Genomic DNA, 25163 nt, shown 5'->3' on the forward strand with positions numbered 1-25163 from the left:
GAAAATAGATGATAAGTTACCACACCCATGGCGGGGATGTCTACCGCCATCAGAATGTGACGGATTTTTCCGCCAATTGTAATCCCTTCGGCACGCCCGAATCTGTAAAGGAGGCTGTAGCCAGAGCCATGGATCAGGTCTGCCATTATCCGGATGTGGAGTGTGAGCGGTTGAGAGAGGCAATCAGCCGGTATGAGGAGACTCCGCAGGAGCAGATCATCTGCGGAAACGGCGCAGCGGATCTGATCTTTGCCCTGGTGCTGGCCCTGAAACCAAAAAAGGCATTGCTTCCCGCCCCTACATTTGCGGAATACGAACAGGCTCTGGAGGCGGTGGACTGTGAGATCAAACGGTACACGCTGAAGGAGGAATGCGGATTTTTGGTGGGAAGGGAGTTTTTGGAGTGCATCACAGAAGAACTGGATATGGTTTTTCTGTGCAACCCAAATAACCCTACCGGTGTGCTTATGGAGCAGGATTTTTTACAGGATGTGCTGCGCCGCTGTGAGAAATGCGGTTGTATCCTTATGCTGGATGAATGCTTTGTGGATTTTGTGGAACATCCAAATGTGCATACCATGAAGCCGTATTTGGCAGAGAGTGAAAATCTTTTTATACTCAAGGCATTTACAAAGCGCTATGCCATGGCAGGTGTCAGACTGGGATATGCCCTGTGCGCAGACAGAGAACTGCTTGAAAAAATGCGGATGGTGACCCAGCCGTGGAATGTGTCCATTCTGGCCCAGGAAGCCGGTATTGCGGCACTTTCAGAGCGGGAATATGTGGAGGAATCCATGAAAGCCATACACAGGGAGCGCATCTGGCTTTTGGATGGCATGAAGCGCCTGGGGTATCAGACCTATGCCTCAAGTGCCAATTACATATTTTTTAAAGGACCCGAAGACCTTTACCGGCAATGTCTGGAAAGAGGGATTTTAATCCGGGACTGCAGCAATTACTACGGACTTTCCAGGGGGTACTACAGGATTGCTGTAAGGCTCAGGGAAGAGAATACAAAACTCCTGCATGTGCTTGAAGAGATTCGGGCGCTGCAGGCAGTCTGAATAGAGAAATACACCGGGAGAAAGGAAGGGAACAGGAAATGGCAAAAGCAATAATGGTGCAGGGGACCATGTCCAATGCGGGGAAAAGTCTTCTGACGGCTGGCCTGTGCCGTATATTTAAACAGGACGGATACAAGGTGGCCCCTTTTAAATCGCAGAACATGGCACTCAACTCTTTTATAACAGAGGAGGGTCTGGAGATGGGCCGGGCGCAGGTGATGCAGGCTGAGGCAGCAGGAATCGCGCCCTCTGTCTACATGAATCCAATTTTGTTAAAACCTACCAATGAGACGGGCAGCCAGGTGATTGTAAACGGAGAGGTTCTGGGAACCATGAGCGCAAGGGAATATTTTGCCTACAAAAAGAACCTGATACCGGAAGTTAAGAAAGCTTATGACAAACTGGCATCGGAATATGATATTGTAGTGATCGAAGGCGCAGGCAGTCCTGCGGAGATCAACCTGAAACAGGAAGATATCGTAAATATGGGAATGGCGAAAATAGCAGGAGCGCCGGTGCTTTTGGTAGGCGATATTGACCGTGGCGGTGTGTTCGCACAGTTGATCGGCACGGTGATGCTTCTTGAGGAGGACGAGAAAGAAATCGTCAAGGGTATGATCATCAACAAGTTCCGGGGTGATAAGACCATTCTGGACCCGGGGATTGCAATGCTGGAAGAAAAGAGCGGCATTCCTGTGGTGGGTGTAGCCCCTTATCTGAACATTGAGGTGGAAGATGAAGACAGCCTGACAGAGCGGTTTGACGGGAAACAGGAAGTGGATCTGATCGATATTGCAGTGATCCGCACCCCGCGTATCTCCAACTTTACGGATTTTAATGCGCTGGAGGTGATTCCGGGCGTGTCTGTGCGTTATGTGAAAACCGTACGGGAGCTGAAAAATCCCGATATGATCGTGCTTCCGGGTTCTAAAAACACCATGGAGGATCTTCTCTGGCTGCGCCAGAACGGTCTGGAGGCTGCTGTCTTAAAAAAGGCGGCAGAGGGAAAAATCATTTTCGGTGTATGCGGCGGTTATCAGATGCTGGGAGAAACACTGTCTGATCCGGATCATGTGGAAGCAGGCGGACAGTTAAAGGGCATGGGGCTTCTTCCAATGGATACCATATTCCGGGGCGCCAAGACAAGGACCAGAGTGCAGGGAAGCTTTCCAAAGGTGGAAGGCGTATTAAAAGGCCTGACAGGCGTTAAGCTGGAGGGCTATGAAATCCATATGGGAGTGACAACCCTGAAAGAAGGAGCCAGCCCCTTTGTGAACATCACAGATACGGTGAAGGGCACATCCAAGGAGGACGGAGCCTGTGCAGGAAATGTCTATGGTTCTTATGTGCACGGTATTTTTGACAAAGAGGAAGTGGCCAGGAAGATAGTGGAAGCCATAGGGGAAATAAAAGGCCTGGATGTAAGCCAGATGACAGGTGTGGAATTTGCAGAGTTTAAGGAGACACAGTACGATATTCTGGCAAGTGAGCTGAGAAAGCATCTGGATATGAAAAAGATATATGAAATCCTGGAAGCCGGCATATAGAAAGGTAACAGTTCAGATAAGCTGAACTGTTACGCATCCAGCCATGAAAAATCGCTTCGCGATGGGCTGGATGCCTGCAGGCGCTACCTGTTCATACGGTCAGTGCAGTAAATGCGCAGACCTGTCTGAACTGTTATATAGAAAGGGCAGATGAGATGAAGACAGAATTAGAAAATGTAAAACCAAAAGAGATTGAAACAAGAAGCTTTGAGATTATTACAGAGGAGCTGGGAGACAGAAAACTGATTCCGGGTACAGAGCTGATCGTAAAACGCTGTATTCATACAAGCGCTGATTTTGATTATGCGGAGAATCTCTGCTTTTCCGAGCATGCAGTGGAGAAAGCCATCGATGCCATTAAGAATGGTGCCTGTATTGTGACAGATACACAGATGGCAAAAGCGGGCATTAACAAGAAAGCGCTGGCAAAGTACGGCGGGGAGGTTTTCTGTTTTATGTCTGATGAGGATGTGGCTTTTGCGGCAAAGAGCCAGGGGACGACACGTGCGGTGGCAAGTATGGACAAAGCCGCTTCCATGGGAAAGCCTCTTATATTCGCCATCGGAAATGCGCCCACAGCCCTGGTCCGTCTGTATGAACTGATCAGGGAGGGGAAAATTTCTCCATATCTCATAATAGGGGTTCCCGTAGGCTTTGTAAATGTGGTACAATCTAAGGAAATGATCATGGAAACAGAAGTTCCCTACATTGTGGCAAAGGGAAGAAAGGGCGGCAGCAACATCGCAGCCTGTATCTGCAATGCGCTTCTCTATATGATTGATAATGAGAGGGACTACTGGAAATAAAATTTCTGTTCACTCTGTGTTATGCAGCATAAACTGCGATACACAGAAAAGAGCACTGCAAAACACATCAGAGTGAAATGGCAGAAAGGGGAAGTATAATATGAAGTGTGAAAGATGCGGCCATGAGCTGGACAACGATGATTTATTCTGCTCAAAGTGCGGAAAAGCGGTGTTCGAGGAATACATGGATGAGGACGACATCTGGGAGTTTTATAAAAGCGACGAAGAGCTGAAGGCCATGAAGATGGAGGCTGCCGCAGCAGCGGATAAGGATACAGAGGATTCCGCTCACAGCGTTGCAGCAGCCGCGGCAGCAGGGTATGAAAAGACTGATAAAGTCTATGTTTCCGAGAATCAGAGGGAGGGGAATGGTTCCGGGAATGTGGATGCGAAAGCGGCAGATGCGGTAAAAGCAGATTATGATGCAGGTGCTAAAGCGGCAGACGTGGTACAAGCAGACTATGATGCAGATTCTAAAGCGGCAGACGTGGTACAAGCAGACTATGATGCAGATTCTAAAGCGGCAGATACGCCAAAAGCTGATTATGATGCAGATGTTAAAGCAGCGGATGCTGTAATAGCAGACCATAATATAGATGGCAGCGCAGCAGATTCCGAAAATACGGATCATGAGGAGACAGATTACAAAGCAGCGGACCCCGTAAGCACAGAGGATTCTGACGCAGAATACAGTGATGCAGATATTATGGATTCAGACTCTGCAGACACAGAGGAACTTCCTTTTGAAAATCTGGTCAGTCAGGCACAGAAATCTGCTGCGAACAAGCCAAAAAAAGAAAAACATCGGGGAGAGCCTGAGAATAAGAGTCCCATCTGGCTCATATCCGGTTGCATTTTGATCGTATGTCTTCTGATCGGCATTCTGTGGGGTGTGCGCACCATGCAGCAGATGGATGAGGAGAAGAAGGCATACTATGCCAAGATAGAGCCGGAAGACAAAACGTCCGGTGCGCAGGCGCAGAATACAGAGAATAAGCAGGATGCAGCCAACAAGGACACAGACAGCGGCGAAGAGGCAGATAAAGATGCCGGCAAGAAGGACAGCGGTGCTGCAGATGCTGACAAGAAAGATAAGGACAAAGAGCCGGAGAAGGAAGAAAAGCCTAAGGAAGAAAAAAAGGAAGAGAAGAAAGAGGAAAAGAAACAGGAATATTTTAAACAGGTGGATGCAGACAGCATTGACTTTTCAAAATTCCAGAAGGTTTCCATTGCATCCGCTGACCAGAATTCCCAGCAGTCCTCCGAAAAATATGATTACAGTGCAGCCAGCGCTGTGGATGGTGACACTGCTTCCTCCTGGCAGGAGGGAGAAGACGGACTGGGCGAAGGCACCGGCATCCGGCTGGATTTTGACAAAGCCCGCAAAGTGCGGTACATGGTGCTTTACCTGGGCAACTGGAGAAGTGAAAACATGTGGGAGGCAAATGCCAGACCTGCGTCCCTGACCATCAGCGTGGGCGATTCCCAGAAAAAGGATGTGGAGTTCTCTGATGAGATGAAAGCGTTCTGCCTGTCCTTTGATGAACCCGTGGAAGCTTCCTATGTATCCCTTTATATCAAAAGCGGATATGAAGGAGACAGATGGAATGACAACTGTATCTCCGAAGTTGAGATATATGAATAACAATATAAAAAGGCCATGGAGCAGAAGAGCAGCTTTCTGCTTCATGGCCTTTTTGGCAACAGCTCCGATGCCTGAATGGCTGCCGGAGACATATTTATCTGTCAATCGCACGGATGTGGTCAATAAAGAGACTGCGTATGCCTTCATATTCACCGAGACCTTTTAACACGGTCTTCACTTCATATCCCTCGTCTTTAAACTGGCTGTACCAGGATTCCGGGTCATCTCCTGCCATATCATTTTTCGCGTGGTCCCCTGCCACGATCATAAAGGGAGCCAGAACTACTTCCTTTGGCCGGTAAGCCTTCACCATTTTTTTCAGGCTTTCCATGGAAGGATAGGCTTCCACGGTCCCAAGGAAGAAATTGTGGTAGCCTTTATCCTTGAACGTGTAATCAAGAGCCGCATAGATGGAGTTGGCAAAATGTGTGGTGCCGTGTCCCATGAATACCAGTGCCTGATCCTTTGTAATATGGGAAAATTCCCGGGCGATGGCAGCGATCACTTTATGGCTGTCATCCTCTGTGGTGAGCAGCGGATCTCCGAAAGAAATGGAGTGGAAGGAATCCCGGAAGGAGAGGGCGTCCTCCTTCATTCGGTCATTTTCAATGCCGTTGATCACATGGGTGGGCTGTACCAGCACATCCGTGATGCCGTCGGCTGCCATCTGCTCCATGGCCTCCTTTACTGTGGGGACAATAATGTTGTCACGGTTTTTCAGCTTCCGTATGATCATTTTGCTGGTCCATGCCCGGTAGACAGGGTATTCGGGAAATGCCTGTCTCATGGAATCTTCAATGGCGTCAATGGTGACCTTTCTGGTGTCCTCATGGCTGGTGCCGAAGCTGACTGCCAGGATTGCTTTCTTTGTCTCTGTGTTCACTGGTGATATTCCTCCGTAATGTGTAGTATTCATATTGACATCTGCGATGTATTTTTCCAGAGTCTTCAGATTTTTGGGGACAGGCAGTGTGGGCTTTAAAATACCCTTCATACACAGACTGTCAAACAGCTCCAGAACAGCAGGCGGTTCCAGGTTCGTCCGGGCGAGGACTGCCTTGTTGCTGAATACATCAGCGGGGGTGCCGTGCATGAGAACCTTTCCCTCATGAAAAAGCATGATCTCATCTGCCCACTCATAGGCATAATTCACATCATGGGTTGCCATGAGGACGGTGATCCCGGCCTCTGTCAGACGATTGACGATGTGGTTGACCATGGTGGTGTGTTTGGGGTCCAGAGCCGCTGCCGGTTCATCTAAAATGATAATATCCGGATGCATAACAAGGATGTCTGCAATCGAGACCTGTTTTTTCTGCCCTCCGCTTAGGGAGTGGGTAGGCTTGTGGCGGAAAGGTGTGATCTCCAGATGATCAATAACCTCCTCCACCTCTTTTTTTGCATCCTCCTCGGACACACCCAGATTCAGGATGCCAAAGGAGATTTCCTGGTATACACTGGCTGAGAAGAGCTGGTTGTCAGGGTCCTGGAATACGATTCCTACCTTGCTGCGCAGTTTTAAGAGTCCCTTCTTGTCATAGGTGACCGGTTCTCCGTCAAAGTACAGGGTACCGGAGGAGGGACGGTGAATGCCGTTGCAGCATAAAAAGAAAGTGGATTTTCCGGAACCGTTGGAACCCATAAACGCAACTTTTTGTCCGCGTTTGATTTCCAGACTGAGACCGTTTAACGAATGGGAATTTTCATCGTCATAAGAAAAATATAAATTCTCTGCTTTCAGTATAATGTCATTGTTCATGTGAAGAACCTCCTCCAGATCATGATGGAAAATAAAAAGATTTCAAATAAAACAATCCACACAATCACTTTTTTCTTAGGAGGATAGGTTTCATTCAAAACATGGATGGTGCCGTCATAGCAGCGTGCTTCCATGGCACTGTAGAGGGCATTGGAGCGCTTTACTGCCCGAATCATCAAAACAGAGCCAAGGGAGCCGAAGGACTTTAAGCTTGTCCTGTAATCCCTGTTTCCAAGGCGGCTGTTCTGTGATGTGGAAATATAATACGCAGTGTCCAGCAGCACGAAGATGAACCGGTAGATGAGCAGCATAAGCTCGATCATCAGTTTGGGACAGTGGAGCTTTCCCAGTACATTTAAGATGTCCGGCATAGGTGTTGTCATGGACAGAAAATACAGGCAGGAGACTGCGGAAAGTGCCGTCAGGATCAACTGCAGAGCGTAGAGCAGGGCATCCAGACTTCCTGTGAGATATAAGCTCCCGATTGGGATGGCAAACAGGTCCAGCGGTTCGTGCTTTACATTCAGAACAATGGCAATGGTGCTCAGAATCAGGAAAGCCAGCGGCACAGTCATAAAGTGCAGATAGCGGGAAAAAGGGATTCCCCCCTTATAAACGGTGAGAATCCCTGTGACTGCTAAAACAATGCATGCGACCACGATGGAACGACTCATTACACAAAAAAGAAGTGTAATCATCGCAAACGCAAACTTTTCACCGGCATTTTCATATCTAAGCTTGGAAGTATAGCAAAGCTTATCAATGGTTATCATAAGTTACTCCTTTCGCCGGATGAAAAGTATCATTCGCCTTTTCCCAGCTTCTTTCTTTCTACAAAACGTCCCATAAAGAAGGCCAGAATGCCCACTCCGATGGAAGACTGTACGCAGAACAGAAGACTTTCCACTTCGCCCGGAAGCTCGCGGCCAAGCATTTTTTCAAGGAGCGGTTCCGCGATGGGCTGGAAGCCGGAATCCACTTCCTCAACTACCTGGCTGCCGGCATCATCAGAGCCGCCGAATTCAGCATCTTTTAATGCAAAAAGCGGAACAAACGCAATTAAGAGAATCACAACTAATAATCCGATCACTGTTTTTTTCATATTACTTTGCCTCCTTTAAAAAACCGATGGTACGAAGTTCCGGTTTCGCATAGGTTTCAAGACCCATGATAATAAGAACTGTGATGATGCCTTCGATAATTGCCAGAGGTAACTGTGTAGGTGCGAACACCAGCAGGAATTTTCCCATGGCGCCCATGATTGTGGTATCTGCATGATGAGCCAGGGCCATCTGAACAGCAGTAACGCAGTATGTAAATAAATCACCCAGAGTTGCTGCAAGGAAAATGGAAATATGCTTGTTTACCCTGCATTTTTTACATACGAAGAAAATTCCGTAGGATACAAAAGGTCCTGCAATCGCCATGGAAAAAGTATTGGCGCCCAGTGTGGTGAGTCCGCCGTGTGCCAGCAGGATTGCCTGGAAGAGCAGCACGATAATACCCAGAATAGAAACTGCGCTGGGACCGAAAAGGATGGCACCCAGTCCGGTTCCTGTCATATGGGAACAGCTTCCTGTCACTGACGGGATCTTCAGAGATGAGATAACGAACACGAACGCTCCTGACATTGCCAGCAGGGTGATCAGATTTCTGTGTTCATTCAGGGTTTTCTTGATGGACATGAATCCTGCGATCAGGAATGGTACGCAGATGACACCCCATGCGATGCAGAACCCTCCGGGAAGATAACCTTCCATGATGTGCATGGCGCTGACGTTGGGCACGATACCAAAGGTCAGTGCGAACATGCTTGCCAGTACAATGATTTTTTTCTGTTTCTTACTCATTTTGTCTTTTCCTCCTTCTGATCGAGTAATAAAGCCTTACCCTTTAACCGGCAAAAGGCCAAAAAGGGTATAAAAAAACCTGGCGGCAGAAATACCGACAGGCCATCAGAAGAACAAACGCGGGGCAGGTGACTTTATACAAAGAATAAATGCCGTATCCGCCTGTTCTTACACAAGGCCATCGTTCGTAACCATTGTGTAAATCGTTTGTGACAGGCAGGTCTTCTGACTCGGGCCTCATCGCTGCATTTTGCCTTCCCAGTTTCCCAGTGACATTATAAAATGCAGCTCTTCCCTCACAGCGGCGTGACCGTGTGAGCTTTTAACTCAACTTTCCTATTCTTCCGCAAAAGCGGACACCTGTGCACACTCAATTCTGTGATTATTGTATCTCCCCGGAAGTTTTTTGTCAATTGAATTCGACAAGAAAAATCAGAAAACTATTATGGCACCAGATCTTCCTGCCGGGTATACGGGGAACAAGATGTTGCACCCGTTTTCATTCTGTGCTAATATGAAAAAACAGCAGGTGCCGTATAAGATTTGGAACAGTCATATTTTATGACCGCGGCATCTAAAAAACGGAAACGAAAGATATGGAGTGTAGGAACTATGAGTATTTCCATGATTGGAATTGATCACAGCAGAGCATCCGTAGATGTCCGGGCCAGATTTTCTTTCACCAAAAAAAATGCGGTGAGCGCTATGGAGCGTCTGAAAGAAGACAGGGACATCTTAGGGTGTATTATTTTGTCGACCTGCAACCGGATGGAGATCTGGGCCAGTGTGCAGGAAGACTGGGAGGGGTCCCTTCTTAGCTTTTTATGCAGAGAAAAAGAAGTTCCCGAGGAGGAATACCGGGAGTATTTTATTACAAGGGAAGGAAGGGAGGCTGTGGAGCATCTGTTTTATCTGACCAGCGGCCTGAAATCCCAGATTCTGGCGGAGGACCAGATCATTACCCAGGTGAAGGACGCACTGACTCTTTCCAGGGATGCCTACTGTACGGACGGTGTGCTGGAGGTGCTTTTTCGGATGGCAGTGACGGCGGCGAAGAAGGTTAAGACAGAAGTGGTATTTTCAAGGGCCAATACCTCTGTCATCCATCAGGCCATTGACAGGCTGGAAAACCAGGGATTTTCCATTCAGGGAAAAACCTGCATGGTCATCGGCAACGGGGAGATGGGAAAGGTGACAGCACTGGCTCTGAAAGAAGCAGGCGCTGATGTGACCGTGACCGTCCGTCAGTACCGGAGCGGCATTGTGACCATTCCCCAGGGGTGTGAGCGTATCAACTACGGCGACAGAATGGAACTGCTGCCAAAATGTGATCTGGTGGTATCCGCCACAGCCAGCCCGAACTGCACCATAACAAAAGAGCTTTTTGAAAACGCAGAGGTTCCCCATCATGTGATACTGATCGACCTGGCTGTGCCAAGAGATATTGACCCGGAGGTGGGAGAGCTGCAGAATGTGACGCTCTATGACATTGACAGCTTCAAGATCGATGCTGCCTCCCCAAGACTCCGGGCCAGCATGCAGAAGGCGGGGGCCATTTTGGATGAGCAGATGTCGGAATTTTATAATTGGTTTTCAGGGCGCGATGTATTTCCGAGAATCCAGGATATCAAGACAGAGGCAGTGGAGGATCTGAACGCGCGGATTCTGAAAATCTTAAAAAAGACGCCCATGGAGGACAGTGACAGGGAAAAACTCCTGAAAGCCATTGACACGGCAGCCGGAAAAGTGGTGAACAAAATGATCTTCGGCCTGCGGGACTCCCTGGAACAGGACGCGTTTATGGAGTGCGTGGCCGGATTGGAGAAGGTTTATGAAGACTGAGAAAAAACTGTTTCCCCTGTATACAGACCTGACACAGAAAAAAGCCGTGGTCATCGGCGGAGGAAAGATCGCTGCCAGAAGGATCACAAGCCTTCTGGGATTTGTGGGGGAGCTGGTGGTGATCGCTCCTCTTGTACAGCCGGAGATCCGGGAGCTTGCAGAGAAGGGGGAGCTTATCTGGAAACAGAAAGAATACCGGCGGGAAGATCTGTATGACGCGGATTTGGCTCTGGCAGCCACAGATGACAGCAGAGTAAATGATGATATTTACAGTGCCTGCAAGTGTCTGGGCATACTGGTGAATACAGCCAGTGACCAGAACAAGTGTGATTTTCATTTCCCGGGACTTATCTGCCATGATGGCGTGGTCATTGGATTTAACGCGGCGGGAAAAGATCATAAAAAGACAAGACAGATGCGGGAAAAAGTGGAAGAATTTTTGAAAACGCCGGGAGGTAGAGCATGAACAGCAGGACAGTGGTAATCGGCAGCCGGGAGAGCCGGCTTGCTGTGATACAGAGCGAAATGGTGAAGGACTACATAGAGAAGAACAATGAGGGACTGAAGGCGGAGCTTCTCACCATGAAGACAACAGGGGATATCATTCTGGACCGAACCCTTGACAAAGTGGGGGGAAAGGGACTGTTTGTAAAAGAACTGGACCGGGCGCTTTTGGACGGAAGAAGTGAACTTTCCGTGCACAGCCTGAAGGATATGCCCATGGAGGTTCCGGATGAACTGCCTCTTCTGGCCTTTTCAAAAAGAGAGGACCCCAGAGATGTACTGGTGCTCCCGGAGGGAGTGACCGAGCTTGACAGGACAAAGCCCATCGGCTGTTCCAGTCTCAGGCGTACCCTGCAGCTTCGGGAATTATTCCCGGATATGGAGTGCAGGAGTGTCAGAGGAAATGTGCAGACGCGGCTTCGGAAACTGGACAGCGGGGAATACAGCGCGCTGGTGCTGGCAGCGGCGGGCCTTAAAAGGCTGGGGCTTACCCACAGGATTTCCAGATATTTTGAGCCGGAGGAGATGCTTCCGGCAGCAGGACAGGGCATTTTGACCGTGCAGGGCAGAAAAGGGAAGGATTACTCTTATCTGGACGGATACGGGGACGCGGACAGTACCTGTGCGGCTTTGGCAGAGCGCTCTTTTGTAAGGTTTTTGGACGGCGGATGTTCCTCGCCGGTGGCTGCCCACGCGGTGGTGGTCCGGGATGAAATCCTGCTTACCGGACTCTATTACGAGGAAGAGACAGGCGCTTATAAAAAGGGCAGTCTGAAAGGGAAAAGAGAGGAAGCAGAGGAGCTGGGCGTGCGTCTTGCACAGAAACTGAGAGAGGAGTGCAGAAGAGAGAATATGACAGCCAGTGAACAGGAAACAGACAATAGATACTGCAAAGGAAAGGTCTGGCTTGTGGGCGCCGGCCCGGGCGACATCGGACTTTTTACCCTGAAGGGCATGGAGACCTTGAAAAACGCACAGGTGGTAGTATATGACAGCCTGGTGGGGCAGGGGGTATTATCCCGGATTCCGGCCGGCGTGCGCCTGATCAACGTGGGAAAACGTGCCTCCCACCATATTATGCCCCAGGAACAGATCAACCAGGTTCTTGTGGATGAGGCAAAAAAAGGTTACCGGGTGGTGCGTCTAAAGGGCGGGGACCCGTTCCTCTTCGGAAGAGGCGGGGAGGAGCTGGAGCTTCTTACAAAAGAGGGAATCCCCTACGAAGTGGTGCCCGGAGTGACCTCACCTTTGGCAGTCCCTGCGTACAACGGGATTCCCGTGACACACAGGAATTACTGTTCCTCCCTGCACATTATCACAGGCCACAAAAAGCAGGGGGAGGCCTATGACATAGATTTTGACGCGCTTGTGCGCACGAAGGGCACTCTGGTATTTCTTATGGGCGTCACCGCGCTTCCGGATATCTGTAACTCTCTGCTGCAGGCGGGTATGCAAAAAGAGATGCCGGCTGCCATTTTACAGAAGGGAACCACAGCGGGGCAGAAGCGGATCGTGGCCACAGTTGCCACACTTGAGGAGGAAGTAAAGCGCCGGGGAATCGAGACACCGGCGATCATTGTAGTGGGTGAGGTGTGTTCCCTTGCGGATACCTTCGGATGGTATGAAAAGCTGCCTCTTGCAGGGTATAAAGTGCTGGTCACAAGACCCAGGGAAACCATTTCCACCATGTCACAAAAACTGCGTCTGATGGGTGCTGAGGTGCTGGAGCTTCCGGCTATCCGCACAGCTCCCCTTGCAGACCAGAGCGCGCTTCATAACGCATTCGGACAGCTTCACACCTATGACTGGCTGGCATTTACAAGTCCTATCGGTGTAAACGTGTTCTTTGAGGAGATGAAAAAAGCCGGGACAGATGTCCGCAGACTAGGCCGCGCGAAGATTGCCGCCATCGGAAAGGGCACGAAAAAGGCACTGGAGGAGAGAGGTCTGTTCGTGGATCTCATGCCTGAAGTGTTTGACGGGGAATCTCTGGGGAAAGCTCTGTGCAGTGTTTGCAGCGGGAATGAGAAGATCCTTCTTCCGAGAGCCAAGATCGGCGGAAAAGAGATCATCCAGGAGCTGGAGAAAAAGCCGGGACTTTTCATCTGTGATGTGCCCACTTATGACACTTTCTATGAAAAACAGGAAGTGATCGATGAGAAAAAAGCTTTTGAGAGCGGAGAGATCAACTGCGCGGTTTTCACAAGCGCATCCACGGTAAGAGGATTTGCGGAGGCGGTAAAAGGGCTTGACTTTACAAAAGTAACGGCTGCCTGCATTGGAAAACAGACGAAAGCCGCGGCGGATGCCCTGGGTATGAAGACATTTATGGCGAAACAGGCCACCATTGACAGTGTGGTGGATTTGGTTGTAGACTTAAAAAATAGCAGATAACAGAGGATAAAAGGAGTGTAGCAACATGGAAATGACAGTCAGACCGAGAAGGCTTCGGAAAAACGATACCCTGCGCAGAATGGTGCGTGAGACCAGGATGGACAAAAGTTCTTTGATCTATCCCATTTTTGTCCGTGAGGGAGAAAATATGGAGGAGGAAATCCCCTCCATGGAAGGACAGTTCCGATACAGCATTGACAGGCTGCCTTATGCCCTGGAAGGACTTATGAAGGCAGGCGTGGATAAAGTGATGTTCTTCGGGATTCCGGATGAAAAGGACGAGGTGGGAAGCCAGGCGTATGCGGAGGACGGAATTGTACAGAGGGCGCTTCGGGAAGCCAGAAAACAGTTCCCGGAAATGTATCTGATCACAGATGTCTGCATGTGTGAGTACACATCCCACGGCCACTGCGGCGTGCTGTGCGGTCATGATGTGGAAAATGACGCGACACTGGAGCTTTTGGCAAAGACAGCCCTTTCCCACGTGGAGGCAGGAGCCGATATGGTAGCACCCTCAGATATGATGGACGGCAGAGTCAGAGCAATCCGTGAGATCCTGGATACCCATCAGCACAAGGACATACCGATCATGTCCTACGCGGTAAAATATGCCTCTGCCTTTTACGGTCCATTCAGGGAAGCAGCAGGTTCTGCCCCTTCTTTCGGAGACAGAAAGAGCTATCAGATGGATTTTCACAACAAGAGGGAAGGCCTGAAGGAGGCGCTTCTGGATGTACAGGAGGGCGCGGATATCATTATGGTGAAACCGGCGCTTTCCTACCTGGATGTGATCAGTGAGGTGAAACAGAGTATACATCTGCCTGTGGCCGCCTATTCTGTCAGCGGCGAATATGCCATGGTGAAGGCAGGGGCAAAGCTTGGCTACATTGACGAGGAGAAGATCATCTGTGAGATGGCAGTGAGCACCTACCGTGCGGGAGCTGACATTTACCTGACTTATTTTGCAAAAGAGCTGGCCGGATATATGGACGAAGGGAGAATCGGGTAATGACAAGATCAGAAGAATTATTTGAGCGCGCCGTAAAACGGATTCCCGGAGGGGTGAACAGCCCCGTAAGGGCTTACGGTGCCATTGGGGAGACCCCACGCTTTATACAGGGTGCAGTGGGAAGTAAAATATTCGATGTGGACGGCAATTCCTACACGGATTATATCGGGTCCTGGGGACCTATGATCCTGGGACACAACCATCCTGCTATTCGTGAGGCAGTGATCAAAGCCAGTGAAAATGGTCTGAGCTTTGGCTGTGCAACTGCAAAAGAGGTGGAGATGGCTGAATTCATCTGCGAGAGGATTCCCCATGTGGAGATGATCCGTATGGTAAATTCCGGAACAGAGGCCGTCATGAGCGCCATCCGCGTGGCCAGAGGCTTTACGGGGAAAGATAAGATCATCAAATTTGCAGGATGCTATCACGGCCACACGGATGCCATGCTGGTGAGTGCAGGCAGCGGAGTCATGACCAGTGGTGTGCCGGACAGCGCCGGCGTGCCCAAGGGCTGTACGCAGGATACCATGATCGCAGTGTATAATGATCTTGAAAGTGTGGAAGAACTTCTGACAGAGAGCAAAGACCAGGTGGCTGCTGTGATCGTGGAGCCAGTGGGCGCCAATATGGGCGTGGTCCCTCCTGCTGACGGTTTCCTTCAGGGGCTTCGGACCCTTTGTGATGCGCATGGGGCACTGCTGATCTTTGATGAAGTGATTACCGGTTTTCGGCTTAAATTTGACGGGGCCGCGGGATTCTACGGGGTGACACCGGACCTTGTCACCTATGGTAAGATCATCGGCGCCGGAATGCCTGTGGGCGCTTACGGCGGAAGAAAGGAAATCATGGAAAAGGTTTCCCCGGCAGGTCCTGTATACCAGGCAGGTACCTTAAGCGGCAATCCCATCGCCATGGCAGCAGGCCTTGCGCAGCTTAAGATCCTGTATGAAGATCCGGAGATCTATACAAGGCTGTACCAGAAAGGGGAGATGATGTTTGAGGGAATCCGCAGGATTTTCCTTGAGAACAATATTCCTTATCAGGTAAACAGTGTGGCATCTCTGGGATGTATCTTCTTTACAGAAAATAAGGTGACAGACTATGCCTCTGCCAAGACATCGGATACAGATGCCTTTGCAAAATATTTTAAATATATGCTGAACCACAGCGTACATCTGGCACCTTCACAGTTTGAGGCCATGTTCCTGTCAGATGCCCATACAAATGAGGATATAGAAGCAGCACTGAAGCTGATAAAAGATTATTTCTGCGCATGAGCGTGTCATAAGATTGCTTTACGGATACGCTCATAACTGGTAAAAGAAAACGGAGGACAGCTATGAGTGAGACAACCTTGTGGACAGGACTGATCATCATTTTTGTGGCAGTCGTATTTGTGACCATGTTTCAGGAAAACAGGAGAAGACAGCGGGAATTTCTCCAGAAAATAAAAAAGGGCTGGGGACAGATTCCGGATCGGGAATACACCTGGGATAAGCTGGAACAGATTGGGGAGTATTTTCGCAGGAGGAAGGACGGGCGGTTTGTCATTGACGATATTACCTGGAATGATCTGGATATGGACCGTGTGTTTATGCTTATGAACCAGACAATATCCTCACCGGGGGAGGACTATCTGTACTATCTTCTCCGTACTCCTGAATATCAGGAGGAAAAGCTTGCGGAGAGGGAACGGCTGTACACATTTTTTCGGGAACATGAAAAAGAACGCCAGAAGGTCCAGGAGATCCTGGCACACATCAGAAAGCCGCCTTCATCGTCTGTTTACCAGGCTATTCATGTGACAAAAGAGTATGACGCGGGAAAACCGTGGAAGCAGATTCTCATGTGCCTGGCTTTTGTGCTTTCTATTGCTGCGTTCATAGCGGTTCCAAGGTACGGCGTCTTTGCCTTTCTGCTTGTGACCTGTATCAATATGGGAACGTATCTGAAAGACAAGGAAGTCATACAGGTATATCTGACCGGATTTAAGTGCATGCTCCAGCTTATAAACTGTGCAGGTGCTCTGGACAAACTGAAGATAGAGGAACTTCACAGGTATACGGAGCGTCTGAATGTCTGTGAAAAAGGTTTTTCCGGCTTCCGAAACGGGGCAAATCTGGTTTTGGACCGGGATGGATTTGCCAGCGGACCGGAATCCTTTATTCTGGATTATATCAGAATGATGACCCATATCGATCTGATTAAGTTCAATTCCATGATGAAGGCCATGAAGGAGCATAAAGCGGAAGCGGAGGAGATGCTGGAGATATACGGACTTCTGGACGCCTGTATTTCCATTGCATCCTTTCGGGAGGCCATGCCGTATTACTGTGTGCCGGATTTTACGAGGTATCAAAAGGGAAGTGATGTGCGGATGAAGGTGGAAAATCTGTACCATCCGCTGATTCATGAACCTGTGGCAAACAGTATTGATGCGTCCGGCGGCATCCTGGTGACCGGCTCTAATGCCTCCGGAAAATCCACTTTCTTAAAAAATGTGGCGATGAATGCCATTCTCGCGCAGACCGTGTATACCTGTACTGCCACAGAATACGCCGCTCCGTTTTTTAAGATACAGACTTCCATGGCACTTCGGGATGACCTGGAGAGCAAGGAGAGCTACTACATTGTGGAGATCAAGTCCCTGAAGAGAATCCTGGAGGAATCCAAGGAGGAAGCCCCCCTTCTGTGCATCATTGATGAGGTGCTCCGGGGAACAAATACCATTGAGAGAATCGCGGCTTCCTCCAATATTCTGGCGCATTTGAAAAAGCCCCATGTGCTTCCCTTTGCGGCGACACATGATATTGAGCTGTCTTATATGCTGGAGGGAGCGTATACCAACTATCACTTTGAGGAGGAATTCAGGGAGGATGACGTGGAATTTAACTATCTGCTGAAAAAGGGCAGGGTTACCACAAGGAATGCCATCCGCCTGCTCTCCATGGTAGGGTACGACAGAGAAATTGTAGAAGAGTCGGAAGCTGCGGTGGCTGATTTTGAAACCACCGGAATCTGGAAAAAGGTAGGAAATGAAAATGCTTGTTAAAATATATACAGATGGTTCTGCCAGGGGAAACCCGGACGGACCGGGAGGATACGGCTGTGTCCTCCACTATACGGACGCAAAAGGAACGCTGCATGAGCGTGAGTTTTCTCAGGGATATGTGCGCACCACCAACAACCGCATGGAGCTTATGGCAGCCATTGTGGGAATGGAAGCGCTGACAAAGCCGTGTGAGGTGGAGCTGTATTCAGATTCCAAGTATCTGGTGGATGCCTTTAATCAGCACTGGATTGACGGCTGGCTGAAAAAGGGCTGGAAACGGGGAAAAAATGAACCGGTTAAGAATGTGGATCTATGGAAACGGCTCTTGAAGGCAAAAGAGCCGCATAAAGTGACATTTATCTGGGTGAAAGGGCACGACGGACACGAAATGAATGAACGCTGTGACTATCTGGCTACCAGTGCGGCGGATGGTGAAGACCTGCTGGTGGACCCCGGTGTGTAACTGCTTCATTTCAAAAGGGACTGCTGCCCGGCTGAATGGTTTCAGTCGGTGCAGCAGTCTCTTTTCTGTGTGGTTATCTGTTTTGTTTTCTCTTCTCGATTTCTGCAGAATATCCCTCGATATCCTTGCTTGACAGCTTATACCCGAATATCAGAATAAGCGCGCCGATTCCTACTGCAATAGCCGGAATTACGGTAAATCCCATACTGATTCCCCTTGCCAGCTTTTCCGTGACCTCATTGGACTGTACCACTGCAAGTGAAAAACCTGCCATGGCAAGACATGCATTGATCAGGATTCCACGGCTCACTACACCGATCTTCAGGGGGATATTACTCAGTCCCATGATCATACCGGTGGCATTTGTGCCTGTCTTATACTCGCTGTAAATTGCACAGTCTGCGTAGAGTGCCGGTCCGCAGGCGTTGGTCATGGTACAGAAAAACTGTGCAATGCTCACCATGATAAGGACCACCCAGGTACTGTTGTAGAAAAGGAAGCCAAGTACCAGCACCACGACCATACTCAGATAAGCGATGATAACGGTGTTTCTGGCCGAAAATTTTCCGGCTGCCTTTTTCGAGAGATAAGAAGCAGCGACGCCCAGCAGATTGGAAATGAGAATAAAGGTGGCGGTCAGACCGGCATTACCGGCAACATAGGTAAAGTAGTAAACGGCAATACCATTTGCTACAAACATGTAGACATATTTTGCCAGATCCGCAACGATCAGACCCAGAAGATAGGGATTTGATGTGAGTGATTTCAGCATTCCATGTCCTTTTTCTGCATGCTGGTCCTGTTTTGCCTTTTTCTCTCTCTGGAGTCTGGCAATCTCCTCTGCGCCGGTTTCTTCATATCCTTCAAACATTTTGAAATGTGCAAAGTATCCGGCTGCCATCAGAGCACCGAACACGAATGCTGCCGCACCGTATGAATTTTTGGCTCCCACAACGGCAGCCAGTATGGATACGGCACCCGGTCCCACGTAAGAATAAAGAACCATGCCCAGTGCGCCCTATAAAGCTCTCGTTGAGGAGAGGGCCATCCTGTCATCCGGTGTTTTGGAGGCAATATTGATCATTGAAATATTGGCCACAAAAGGAATATTCCAGGCAATATGACTGGTGATCGTAGCCACAATGATTACAACAATACCTGCCGCCCCGTCATTCAGCTTGATGAACTGGAATGCATACAAAAACGGCACCAGCCAGGGAATGACTGCCAGCCAGGAGCGGTAACGTCCCCATTTCATAGGTTTCATGGTATTGAGCAGAACACCGTACACCCAGGACAAGGCCGCGTCCACAAGACTGGTCAGTGTGGCTATCAGAGTTACAACAGGTATTGTATATTTTGCAATATCTGTCAGGAAAAACTGGAAATAATAGGTTTCAATATTCGTCATAAGATTGAAACCAAAATCTCCTACGCCAAAAAAGCGTTTTAACGATTTACTGATTTCCTTGCGCTCATTACTACTGTGATCTTCCATAATCCTTCCTCCCGTGCTGTCCGCCAAAAAAGCGGACTTTGTCATTGGTTACACGTTTTGGCACCTCCTGTCCATTTTTATTTTATGTATTCCGTACATAAGTTTCTGATAGTATTGAGGAGTATTTCTCACAGTTTCAGTTGGAATTTTGTTTTGTATACAAATATAGGCGATCATCGGATTCTTTTGGGATAATTATACTGCGGCTGTAAGGTTTATACAATGTTTTGAGGACAAAAATTGAATCTTTGTGACATTTTACAATTTTTAGTGTGGTTTATATGGCTGCACTGCTAAGGGATGCCGTCGGTCAGACGCTGCTTGTCTGTTGTGTACATTTTGTTGAACAAACCATAAGCTGCAGTTCGTTGTTTCCGGCTGGTTTACCAGAGTAATTGCAGAAGGTTTTTTCCATTTTCATTCCTCTTTGGGCTAGGATTGTCTTTAGTTCTTCCGGGGAATATAGTCTTATGGGGTCTCCTTCCCGAATAACAGGCGGTTCTGCGGGTTCGCCATAAGGAATTTCAGTACCGCCGAACAACATAATCCTTTTATCGGAATCCCACTCAAATTCAGTCAGGGACAGGGTTGTGCTGCCTGCGTCCCAACTGCGCATGGGAAAATGGCGTTCTGCAAAATCCGCATTGCAGATGTCCATAAAATGTCTGCCGCCCGGTTTAAGCGCTTTGGAAATAACATCGAATATTTTCAGATTCTCTTCTTCTGTTTCCAGATATCCAACCGCACCGTCTGCGAGATTGAGAACAACGTCAAATTCTTCGGAAAAATTGACATTTCGAATATCCTCATGAATAAATGAAGCATTTGTCAGGCCCATTTTTTCTGCATTTATTCTGGCATCGTGAATATAAGGTTCGGTAATGTCGATTCCTGTAACCGAATAGCCCTTCTTTGCGAAGAGCAGAGCATGGCGGCCATAGCCGCATGCAAGGTCCATGATTTTTTCACTGCCGTTTAGACGCAGAGTTTGAATGATAAATTCTACCTGGCGCTGGGTATCTTCAACCCATGACTGTTGTTTTATTTCCAGTGACCAGTTCTTTTTGTACCAGTCTGATGATTTTGCTTTCATTTCTCTCTCCTATATAGTTATTGCCGGCAGGATTATCATAACAGAATCAGAAAAATTTACTAGACTTGTATTGCTCCGTATGCTATAGTGCTGTAATAGATGCGGACATTTTTTAGGCATGGCTGTGCAGAGTTTTTCCCTGCATGGCCATGCCTTTTTTTATGTTAGCCGCCACTTATCAGACTGCGCCTGAACGCGGAAGGAGTGATTCCCTTTACACTTTTAAAAGTTTCCGCATAATAGCTGGAGCCGGAAAAGCCGTGTTTCAGTGCGATTTCCGTGATGGACAGATCTTTTTTCAGAAGATCCGGAATGCTTTGTTCCACGCGGTAGGCGTTCAGATATTCAAAGGGTGTCTGATGCAGGAGACGTTTGCAGATACGTCCGCATTCCCCGGTGCTCAGGGCTGCGGCGCCTGCAATGTCTGCCAGGGAAATTTTCTGTGTATAGTGGTTCCGGATGAATTCCAGAATGGATTTTGCCTTACCTGCAGCCTCCCGGCTCCTGGCAGTAGTTTTCCGGTCAGTGCCTTTTTCCGTAAATACGGCAAAAAGAGCACCCCAGCAGGAGAGAAGACTGGCCTTTACATGCAGCTCCCAGGCCAGGTCCTTTTCCTCATACAGATGCATGCACTGAAGCAGAAGCCCGGGTATGATGTGGCTCGCATCCCTGTTTTCCGACTTCAGAGGATAAGCGGAGAAGGCGGCGCTGTCCAGAATAGGGGAGATGTATTTTTCCCGAATCAGGCTGTCCTCATACCCGTACAGAAAACGGGGATGGAAAATGACAGATAAGGTGGAAGCCTGTTCACTGACTGCGGTACCCATATGCAGGCAGTTGGAGTTGATAAAAAGTCCCTCGCCCTCCTTAATATCATAGACTGTCTCATTGACCTGATAACGCATGGAGCCGGAGAGGACGATCATCAGTTCCGATTCGGGATGCCAGTGGCAGACAAAATAGGAGGGCGCGCCCGTTCCCTCTGCCTGGAAAACTTCACTGTGCACATCCACCGGAAACGCATAATTTCCGTGGGATATCTGTTCCTTTAAATTTTTGTCCACCGCAACAACAGATGATTTCATAAAAACTGCCTCCAAAATAGAAAATGATGATATTGTTATAAAATCTGCCGTAATTCTGATAGAAAATACCGCTTTTTGTCATTATACTAGAGTTCGGAAACAAGTACAAGCTACATAAAGCTTCAGGAGGAACGAAAATGGAAAGAAAAAATAAAAGAATCGGAATGGCATTCATCGGCATTATTCTGACAGCTGTCAGCGTGGGAATCTTCCGCTATGCGGATTTCGGAGTTGACCCTTACTGCGTACTGCTGACAGGGCTGGCAAAAATCTTTCATACCAGCTTTACCATGGCGGCAAATGTGACGTGTGCCCTGCTGCTTCTTTTCGCATGGAAAATGAAAAAAAGCCTGGTGGGGGTATCCACACTATTAAATCTGCTCATATACGGTGTGGTGGCAGATGCGGTATTTGCAGCGCTGAAAAGCGTGTATGAGACACCATCCCTTATTGTCAGGATCGTATGTCTTGTCAGCGCCCTTTTCCTGCTGGCCTTTTCAGGAGCCATGTATTACACGGCAGATCTGGGAGTATCCACATATGATGCCATTGCCCTGATCATGGATGACAGAAAGATCGGAAAGTTCAAATACTGCCGAATCGCTGCTGACCTTACCTGTCTGATCGCCGGTATCCTGGCAGGAGGGGAAATCGGGATCGCAACGGTTATCATTGCCCTGACAGTGGGTCCCCTTATCCAGTATTTCCGCACTAATTTGGCAGAACCTTTCCTGGAAGGCCGCAAAATTCCCGCTTTTCTTTCTTGAAACCTGACAATTCCTGTGCTATTATTAAAAACAGTAATTTATAGCGGCAGCATTCGCGTGCTGCCCAATCATCAGGAGGTATGAACCGTGCAGAAATACGGAGTGAACGAACTTCGGAAAATGTTTTTGGAGTTCTTTGAAGGAAAAGGCCATCTGGCTATGAAGAGTTTTTCTCTTGTTCCCCATAATGATAAGAGTCTATTGTTGATCAATTCCGGTATGGCGCCGCTGAAACCATATTTTACAGGCGCTGAGGTGCCGCCCAGAAAAAGGGTGACGACCTGTCAGAAGTGTATCCGTACCGGTGATATTGAAAATGTAGGTAAGACAGCCCGTCACGGCACATTTTTTGAAATGCTGGGCAATTTCTCCTTTGGAGATTATTTTAAGAAAGAGGCAATACGCTGGTCATGGGAATTTCTGACCGAGGTGGTAGGACTTGACGCGGACCGTCTGTATCCTTCTGTCTATCTTGACGATGATGAGGCATTTGATATCTGGAATAAAGAGATTGGAATTCCGGCTGACCGTATTTTCCGTTTTGGGAAAGAGGACAACTTCTGGGAGCACGGCGCAGGCCCATGCGGACCATGCTCTGAGATCTATTATGACAGAGGTGAGCGCTATGGATGCGGAGAACCGGGCTGTACTGTGGGCTGTGAATGTGACCGCTACATGGAAGTGTGGAATAATGTATTTACCCAGTTTGAAAATGACGGGGAAGGCCACTATGAGGAACTGCAGCAGAAGAACATCGACACAGGCATGGGCCTGGAGCGTCTGGCTGTAGCTGTGCAGGATGTGGATTCCATTTTTGATATTGACACGATTTGTGCCCTCAGAAACAAAGTCTGTGAGCTGACTCACACAGAATATAAAAAAGATGAAAATGTGGACGTATCTATCCGTCTGATCACAGACCATATCCGTTCCGCTACCTTTATGATCTCTGACGGTATTATGCCCACCAATGAAGGCAGAGGCTATGTACTGCGCCGTCTGATCCGCCGCGCTGCCCGTCACGGACGTCTTCTGGGAGTAAAAGGAAATTTCCTTGCCGCACTCAGCAATACTGTCATTGAGGGCTCCAGAGACGGTTATCCGGAATTGGAAGAGAAGAAAGACTTTATCTTCAATGTACTGACAAAGGAAGAGGAACAGTTCAGCAAGACCATTGACCAGGGACTGCATATTCTGGAAGAGATGGAGGCAGAGATGAAGGCTGCCGGAAGCAGCCAGCTTTCCGGTGAAAATGCATTTAAGTTATATGATACTTACGGATTCCCTCTGGATCTGACCAAGGAAATCCTGGAAGATAAGGGAATCTCCATTGACGAGGCCGGTTTCAAGGCAGCCATGGAAGAGCAGAGAGAAAAGGCCAGGATAGCCCGCGGAGTGACAAACTATATGGGGGCTGACGCCACGGTATATGATGAGATAGACCCGAAAATCACCACAGAGTTTGTGGGATATGACAATCTGTCCCATCCGTCCAGAATCACGGTCCTCACCACAGAGAACGAGATCGTGGATGCCCTGACAGAGGATGAGAAGGGAACCGTATTTGTGGAGGAAACTCCGTTCTATGCTACCATGGGCGGACAGGAAGGCGACAAAGGCGTGATCGAGCTGGGGGATGCCCAGTTCGTTGTGGAGGACACCATTAAGCTGCGCGGCGGCAAAGTGGGCCATGTGGGCAGACTGACAAAAGGCATGTTAAAGACAGGCGATGTGGTAACACTGAAAGTCAGCGCAAAGGACAGGGCAGACACCTGTAAGAACCACAGCGCTACCCATCTTCTGCAGAAAGCCCTGAAGACCGTTCTGGGTTCCCATGTAGAGCAGAAGGGTTCCCTGGTAACTCCGGACAGGCTCCGCTTTGACTTTGCCCATTTCCAGGCCATGACTCAGGAGGAGCTGGATCAGGTGGAAGCAATGGTCAACGAAGAGATCCAGGCAGCGCTTCCTGTGGTAACAGAGATCATGAGTATTGAGGATGCCAAGAAGACAGGAGCCATGGCTCTTTTTGGTGAGAAATACGGGGACAGTGTGCGTGTGGTTTCCATGGGAGACTTTTCCAAGGAGCTGTGCGGCGGTACGCATGTATCCAATACAGGAGTGATCACAACCTTTAAAATCGTATCCGAAGCAGGCATTGCAGCCGGTGTACGCCGGATCGAGGCACTGACCGGTGACGGCGTGTTCAAATACTACAAAGAGATGGAGCAGAAACTGGCCCATATTGCAGCACTTTTAAAAACTACCCCGGCAGAAGCAGCGGACAAGATCGTTCATCTGCAGGCAGAGGTAAAAGAGCTTCACGGAGAAAATGAGTCCCTGAAAGCCAAACTGGCACAAGAGGCAGTGGGCGATGTGATGAACCAGGTAAAAGAGGTGAAAGGCACTAAGCTGCTGGCTGTATCTGTAGCAGATGTGGATATGAACGGACTGCGCGACCTGGGCGACCAGTTAAAAGAAAAGCTGGGTGAAGGTGTGGTAGTTCTCGCCAGCGTTAACGGCGGTAAAGTAAACCTGCTGGCCATGGTGACTGACAGTGCCATGAAAGCCGGTGCCCATGCAGGGAATCTTGTAAAAGGCATGGCTGCAGTAGTAGGCGGAGGCGGCGGCGGACGTCCGAACATGGCTCAGGCCGGCGGAAAGAACCCGGAAAAAGTGCCCGAAGCCCTGGAAAAAGCGGCAGAATTGCTGGAAGGTCAGTTAAAATAAAATTTAAATAAAATATTTTAAAGAAAATAAGTCAAAATAGTTGACGTACGGCAAAAAT

19 protein-coding genes, 3 pseudogenes and 1 riboswitch are annotated in these 25163 nt (G+C 48.8%); of the genes and pseudogenes, 14 read left to right on the forward strand and 8 right to left on the reverse strand.

Annotated features, from left to right (window positions below):
• Positions 1–8: 8 nt before the first annotated feature.
• The 4 genes from cobD (at position 9) to LC508_RS02920 (ending at position 5062) form a co-directional block, all read left to right on the forward strand.
• Entirely contained in the window at positions 9–1064 is a 1056-nt protein-coding gene (gene cobD, locus LC508_RS02905; RefSeq protein WP_103732488.1) for a threonine-phosphate decarboxylase CobD, read from the forward strand.
• Positions 1065–1102: 38 nt separating this feature from the next.
• Positions 1103–2611, forward strand: a complete 1509-nt coding sequence (locus LC508_RS02910; RefSeq protein ID WP_103732487.1) for a cobyric acid synthase — start codon at positions 1103–1105, stop codon at positions 2609–2611.
• A 155-nt stretch (positions 2612–2766) separates the two neighbouring features.
• Positions 2767–3417, forward strand: coding sequence for a precorrin-8X methylmutase (locus LC508_RS02915; RefSeq protein WP_054351244.1), 651 nt, complete (start codon positions 2767–2769; stop codon positions 3415–3417).
• Positions 3418–3517: 100 nt separating this feature from the next.
• Complete coding sequence (locus LC508_RS02920) at positions 3518–5062, forward strand: NADase-type glycan-binding domain-containing protein (protein ID WP_225305303.1); 1545 nt, start codon at positions 3518–3520, stop codon at positions 5060–5062.
• Between the two features lie 94 nt (positions 5063–5156).
• Here LC508_RS02920 and LC508_RS28490 read toward each other — a convergent pair whose 3' ends face one another.
• From LC508_RS28490 to LC508_RS02945, 5 genes and pseudogenes are all read right to left on the reverse strand, one after another.
• Positions 5157–5945 carry a sirohydrochlorin cobaltochelatase gene (locus LC508_RS28490; protein ID WP_225305384.1) on the reverse strand — a complete coding sequence of 263 codons (789 nt, stop codon included), beginning with the start codon at positions 5943–5945 and terminating at the stop codon, positions 5157–5159.
• A 273-nt stretch (positions 5946–6218) separates the two neighbouring features.
• A pseudogene (locus LC508_RS28495) lies at positions 6219–6821 on the reverse strand (energy-coupling factor ABC transporter ATP-binding protein); the annotation flags it as partial.
• Positions 6818–7594 carry a cobalt ECF transporter T component CbiQ gene (cbiQ, locus tag LC508_RS02935; RefSeq protein WP_033141808.1) on the reverse strand — a complete coding sequence of 259 codons (777 nt, stop codon included), beginning with the start codon at positions 7592–7594 and terminating at the stop codon, positions 6818–6820. The pseudogene LC508_RS28495 and the gene cbiQ, both read right to left, overlap by 4 nt.
• Before the next feature lie 29 nt (positions 7595–7623).
• Positions 7624–7923 (reverse strand): energy-coupling factor ABC transporter substrate-binding protein, encoded by a 300-nt coding sequence (locus LC508_RS02940; RefSeq protein WP_033141807.1) that lies wholly within the window; start codon positions 7921–7923, stop codon positions 7624–7626.
• Position 7924: 1 nt separating this feature from the next.
• Complete coding sequence (locus LC508_RS02945) at positions 7925–8671, reverse strand: energy-coupling factor ABC transporter permease (protein WP_033141806.1); 747 nt, start codon at positions 8669–8671, stop codon at positions 7925–7927.
• A 198-nt stretch (positions 8672–8869) separates the two neighbouring features.
• Positions 8870–9050, reverse strand: a riboswitch (cobalamin riboswitch).
• A 233-nt stretch (positions 9051–9283) separates the two neighbouring features.
• Between LC508_RS02945 and hemA the strand changes: the two genes are divergently transcribed.
• From hemA to rnhA, 8 genes and pseudogenes are all read left to right on the forward strand, one after another.
• Positions 9284–10513, forward strand: coding sequence for a glutamyl-tRNA reductase (gene hemA, locus LC508_RS02950; RefSeq protein ID WP_033141805.1), 1230 nt, complete (start codon positions 9284–9286; stop codon positions 10511–10513).
• Complete coding sequence (locus tag LC508_RS02955) at positions 10503–10979, forward strand: precorrin-2 dehydrogenase/sirohydrochlorin ferrochelatase family protein (protein WP_103732053.1); 477 nt, start codon at positions 10503–10505, stop codon at positions 10977–10979. Before hemA ends, LC508_RS02955 begins: the two co-directional genes overlap by 11 nt.
• A pseudogene (hemC, locus tag LC508_RS28500) lies at positions 10976–11839 on the forward strand (hydroxymethylbilane synthase); the annotation flags it as partial. The gene LC508_RS02955 and the pseudogene hemC, both read left to right, overlap by 4 nt.
• Before the next feature lie 30 nt (positions 11840–11869).
• On the forward strand, positions 11870–13411 hold the full coding sequence (gene cobA / locus LC508_RS28505) for a uroporphyrinogen-III C-methyltransferase (RefSeq protein ID WP_225305385.1): 1542 nt from the start codon (positions 11870–11872) through the stop codon (positions 13409–13411).
• Between the two features lie 25 nt (positions 13412–13436).
• The gene (hemB, locus tag LC508_RS02970) at positions 13437–14420 is read left to right on the forward strand and encodes a porphobilinogen synthase (protein ID WP_081960389.1); all 984 of its coding nucleotides are present in this window, start codon (positions 13437–13439) and stop codon (positions 14418–14420) included.
• A complete protein-coding gene (gene hemL / locus LC508_RS02975; RefSeq protein ID WP_033141802.1) occupies positions 14420–15697 on the forward strand; it encodes a glutamate-1-semialdehyde 2,1-aminomutase in 1278 nt (425 codons plus the stop codon). The genes hemB and hemL overlap by 1 nt, the downstream gene beginning before the upstream one ends.
• A 62-nt stretch (positions 15698–15759) precedes the next feature.
• A complete protein-coding gene (locus tag LC508_RS02980) occupies positions 15760–17472 on the forward strand; it encodes a MutS-related protein (protein ID WP_033141801.1) in 1713 nt (570 codons plus the stop codon).
• Positions 17462–17935, forward strand: coding sequence for a ribonuclease HI (rnhA, locus tag LC508_RS02985; protein WP_033141800.1), 474 nt, complete (start codon positions 17462–17464; stop codon positions 17933–17935). The genes LC508_RS02980 and rnhA overlap by 11 nt, the downstream gene beginning before the upstream one ends.
• Positions 17936–18008: 73 nt before the next feature.
• On the opposite strand, the pseudogene LC508_RS02990 reads toward rnhA, so the two are convergent.
• From LC508_RS02990 to LC508_RS03000, 3 genes and pseudogenes are all read right to left on the reverse strand, one after another.
• Positions 18009–19478: pseudogene (locus LC508_RS02990) on the reverse strand (MFS transporter).
• A 265-nt stretch (positions 19479–19743) separates the two neighbouring features.
• The gene (locus LC508_RS02995) at positions 19744–20526 is read right to left on the reverse strand and encodes a class I SAM-dependent methyltransferase (RefSeq protein WP_054351249.1); all 783 of its coding nucleotides are present in this window, start codon (positions 20524–20526) and stop codon (positions 19744–19746) included.
• A 164-nt stretch (positions 20527–20690) separates the two neighbouring features.
• A complete protein-coding gene (locus LC508_RS03000; protein WP_103732856.1) occupies positions 20691–21611 on the reverse strand; it encodes an AraC family transcriptional regulator in 921 nt (306 codons plus the stop codon).
• Between the two features lie 137 nt (positions 21612–21748).
• On the opposite strand from LC508_RS03000, the gene LC508_RS03005 reads away from it, so the two are divergent.
• The gene (locus tag LC508_RS03005) at positions 21749–22378 is read left to right on the forward strand and encodes a YczE/YyaS/YitT family protein (protein WP_103732857.1); all 630 of its coding nucleotides are present in this window, start codon (positions 21749–21751) and stop codon (positions 22376–22378) included.
• Between the two features lie 87 nt (positions 22379–22465).
• Positions 22466–25105: an alanine--tRNA ligase gene (gene alaS, locus LC508_RS03010; RefSeq protein ID WP_103732858.1), complete on the forward strand. Its 2640-nt coding sequence runs from the start codon at positions 22466–22468 to the stop codon at positions 25103–25105.
• Positions 25106–25163: the final 58 nt, after the last annotated feature.

Source organism: Blautia parvula (genome assembly GCF_020215665.1).
GTDB classification, from domain to species: Bacteria; Bacillota; Clostridia; order Lachnospirales; family Lachnospiraceae; genus Blautia; species Blautia celeris.

Coding starts and splice junctions, on each gene's coding strand:
- cobD (WP_103732488.1), top strand. CDS start 9: ATGATAAGTTACCACACCCATGGCGGGGATGTCTACCGCCATCAGAAT.
- LC508_RS02910 (WP_103732487.1), top strand. CDS start 1,103: ATGGCAAAAGCAATAATGGTGCAGGGGACCATGTCCAATGCGGGGAAA.
- LC508_RS02915 (WP_054351244.1), top strand. CDS start 2,767: ATGAAGACAGAATTAGAAAATGTAAAACCAAAAGAGATTGAAACAAGA.
- LC508_RS02920 (WP_225305303.1), top strand. CDS start 3,518: ATGAAGTGTGAAAGATGCGGCCATGAGCTGGACAACGATGATTTATTC.
- cbiQ (WP_033141808.1), bottom strand. CDS start 7,594: ATGATAACCATTGATAAGCTTTGCTATACTTCCAAGCTTAGATATGAA.
- LC508_RS02940 (WP_033141807.1), bottom strand. CDS start 7,923: ATGAAAAAAACAGTGATCGGATTATTAGTTGTGATTCTCTTAATTGCG.
- LC508_RS02945 (WP_033141806.1), bottom strand. CDS start 8,671: ATGAGTAAGAAACAGAAAAAAATCATTGTACTGGCAAGCATGTTCGCA.
- hemA (WP_033141805.1), top strand. CDS start 9,284: ATGAGTATTTCCATGATTGGAATTGATCACAGCAGAGCATCCGTAGAT.
- LC508_RS02955 (WP_103732053.1), top strand. CDS start 10,503: ATGAAGACTGAGAAAAAACTGTTTCCCCTGTATACAGACCTGACACAG.
- cobA (WP_225305385.1), top strand. CDS start 11,870: ATGACAGCCAGTGAACAGGAAACAGACAATAGATACTGCAAAGGAAAG.
- hemB (WP_081960389.1), top strand. CDS start 13,437: ATGGAAATGACAGTCAGACCGAGAAGGCTTCGGAAAAACGATACCCTG.
- hemL (WP_033141802.1), top strand. CDS start 14,420: ATGACAAGATCAGAAGAATTATTTGAGCGCGCCGTAAAACGGATTCCC.
- LC508_RS02980 (WP_033141801.1), top strand. CDS start 15,760: ATGAGTGAGACAACCTTGTGGACAGGACTGATCATCATTTTTGTGGCA.
- rnhA (WP_033141800.1), top strand. CDS start 17,462: ATGCTTGTTAAAATATATACAGATGGTTCTGCCAGGGGAAACCCGGAC.
- LC508_RS02995 (WP_054351249.1), bottom strand. CDS start 20,526: ATGAAAGCAAAATCATCAGACTGGTACAAAAAGAACTGGTCACTGGAA.
- LC508_RS03000 (WP_103732856.1), bottom strand. CDS start 21,611: ATGAAATCATCTGTTGTTGCGGTGGACAAAAATTTAAAGGAACAGATA.
- LC508_RS03005 (WP_103732857.1), top strand. CDS start 21,749: ATGGAAAGAAAAAATAAAAGAATCGGAATGGCATTCATCGGCATTATT.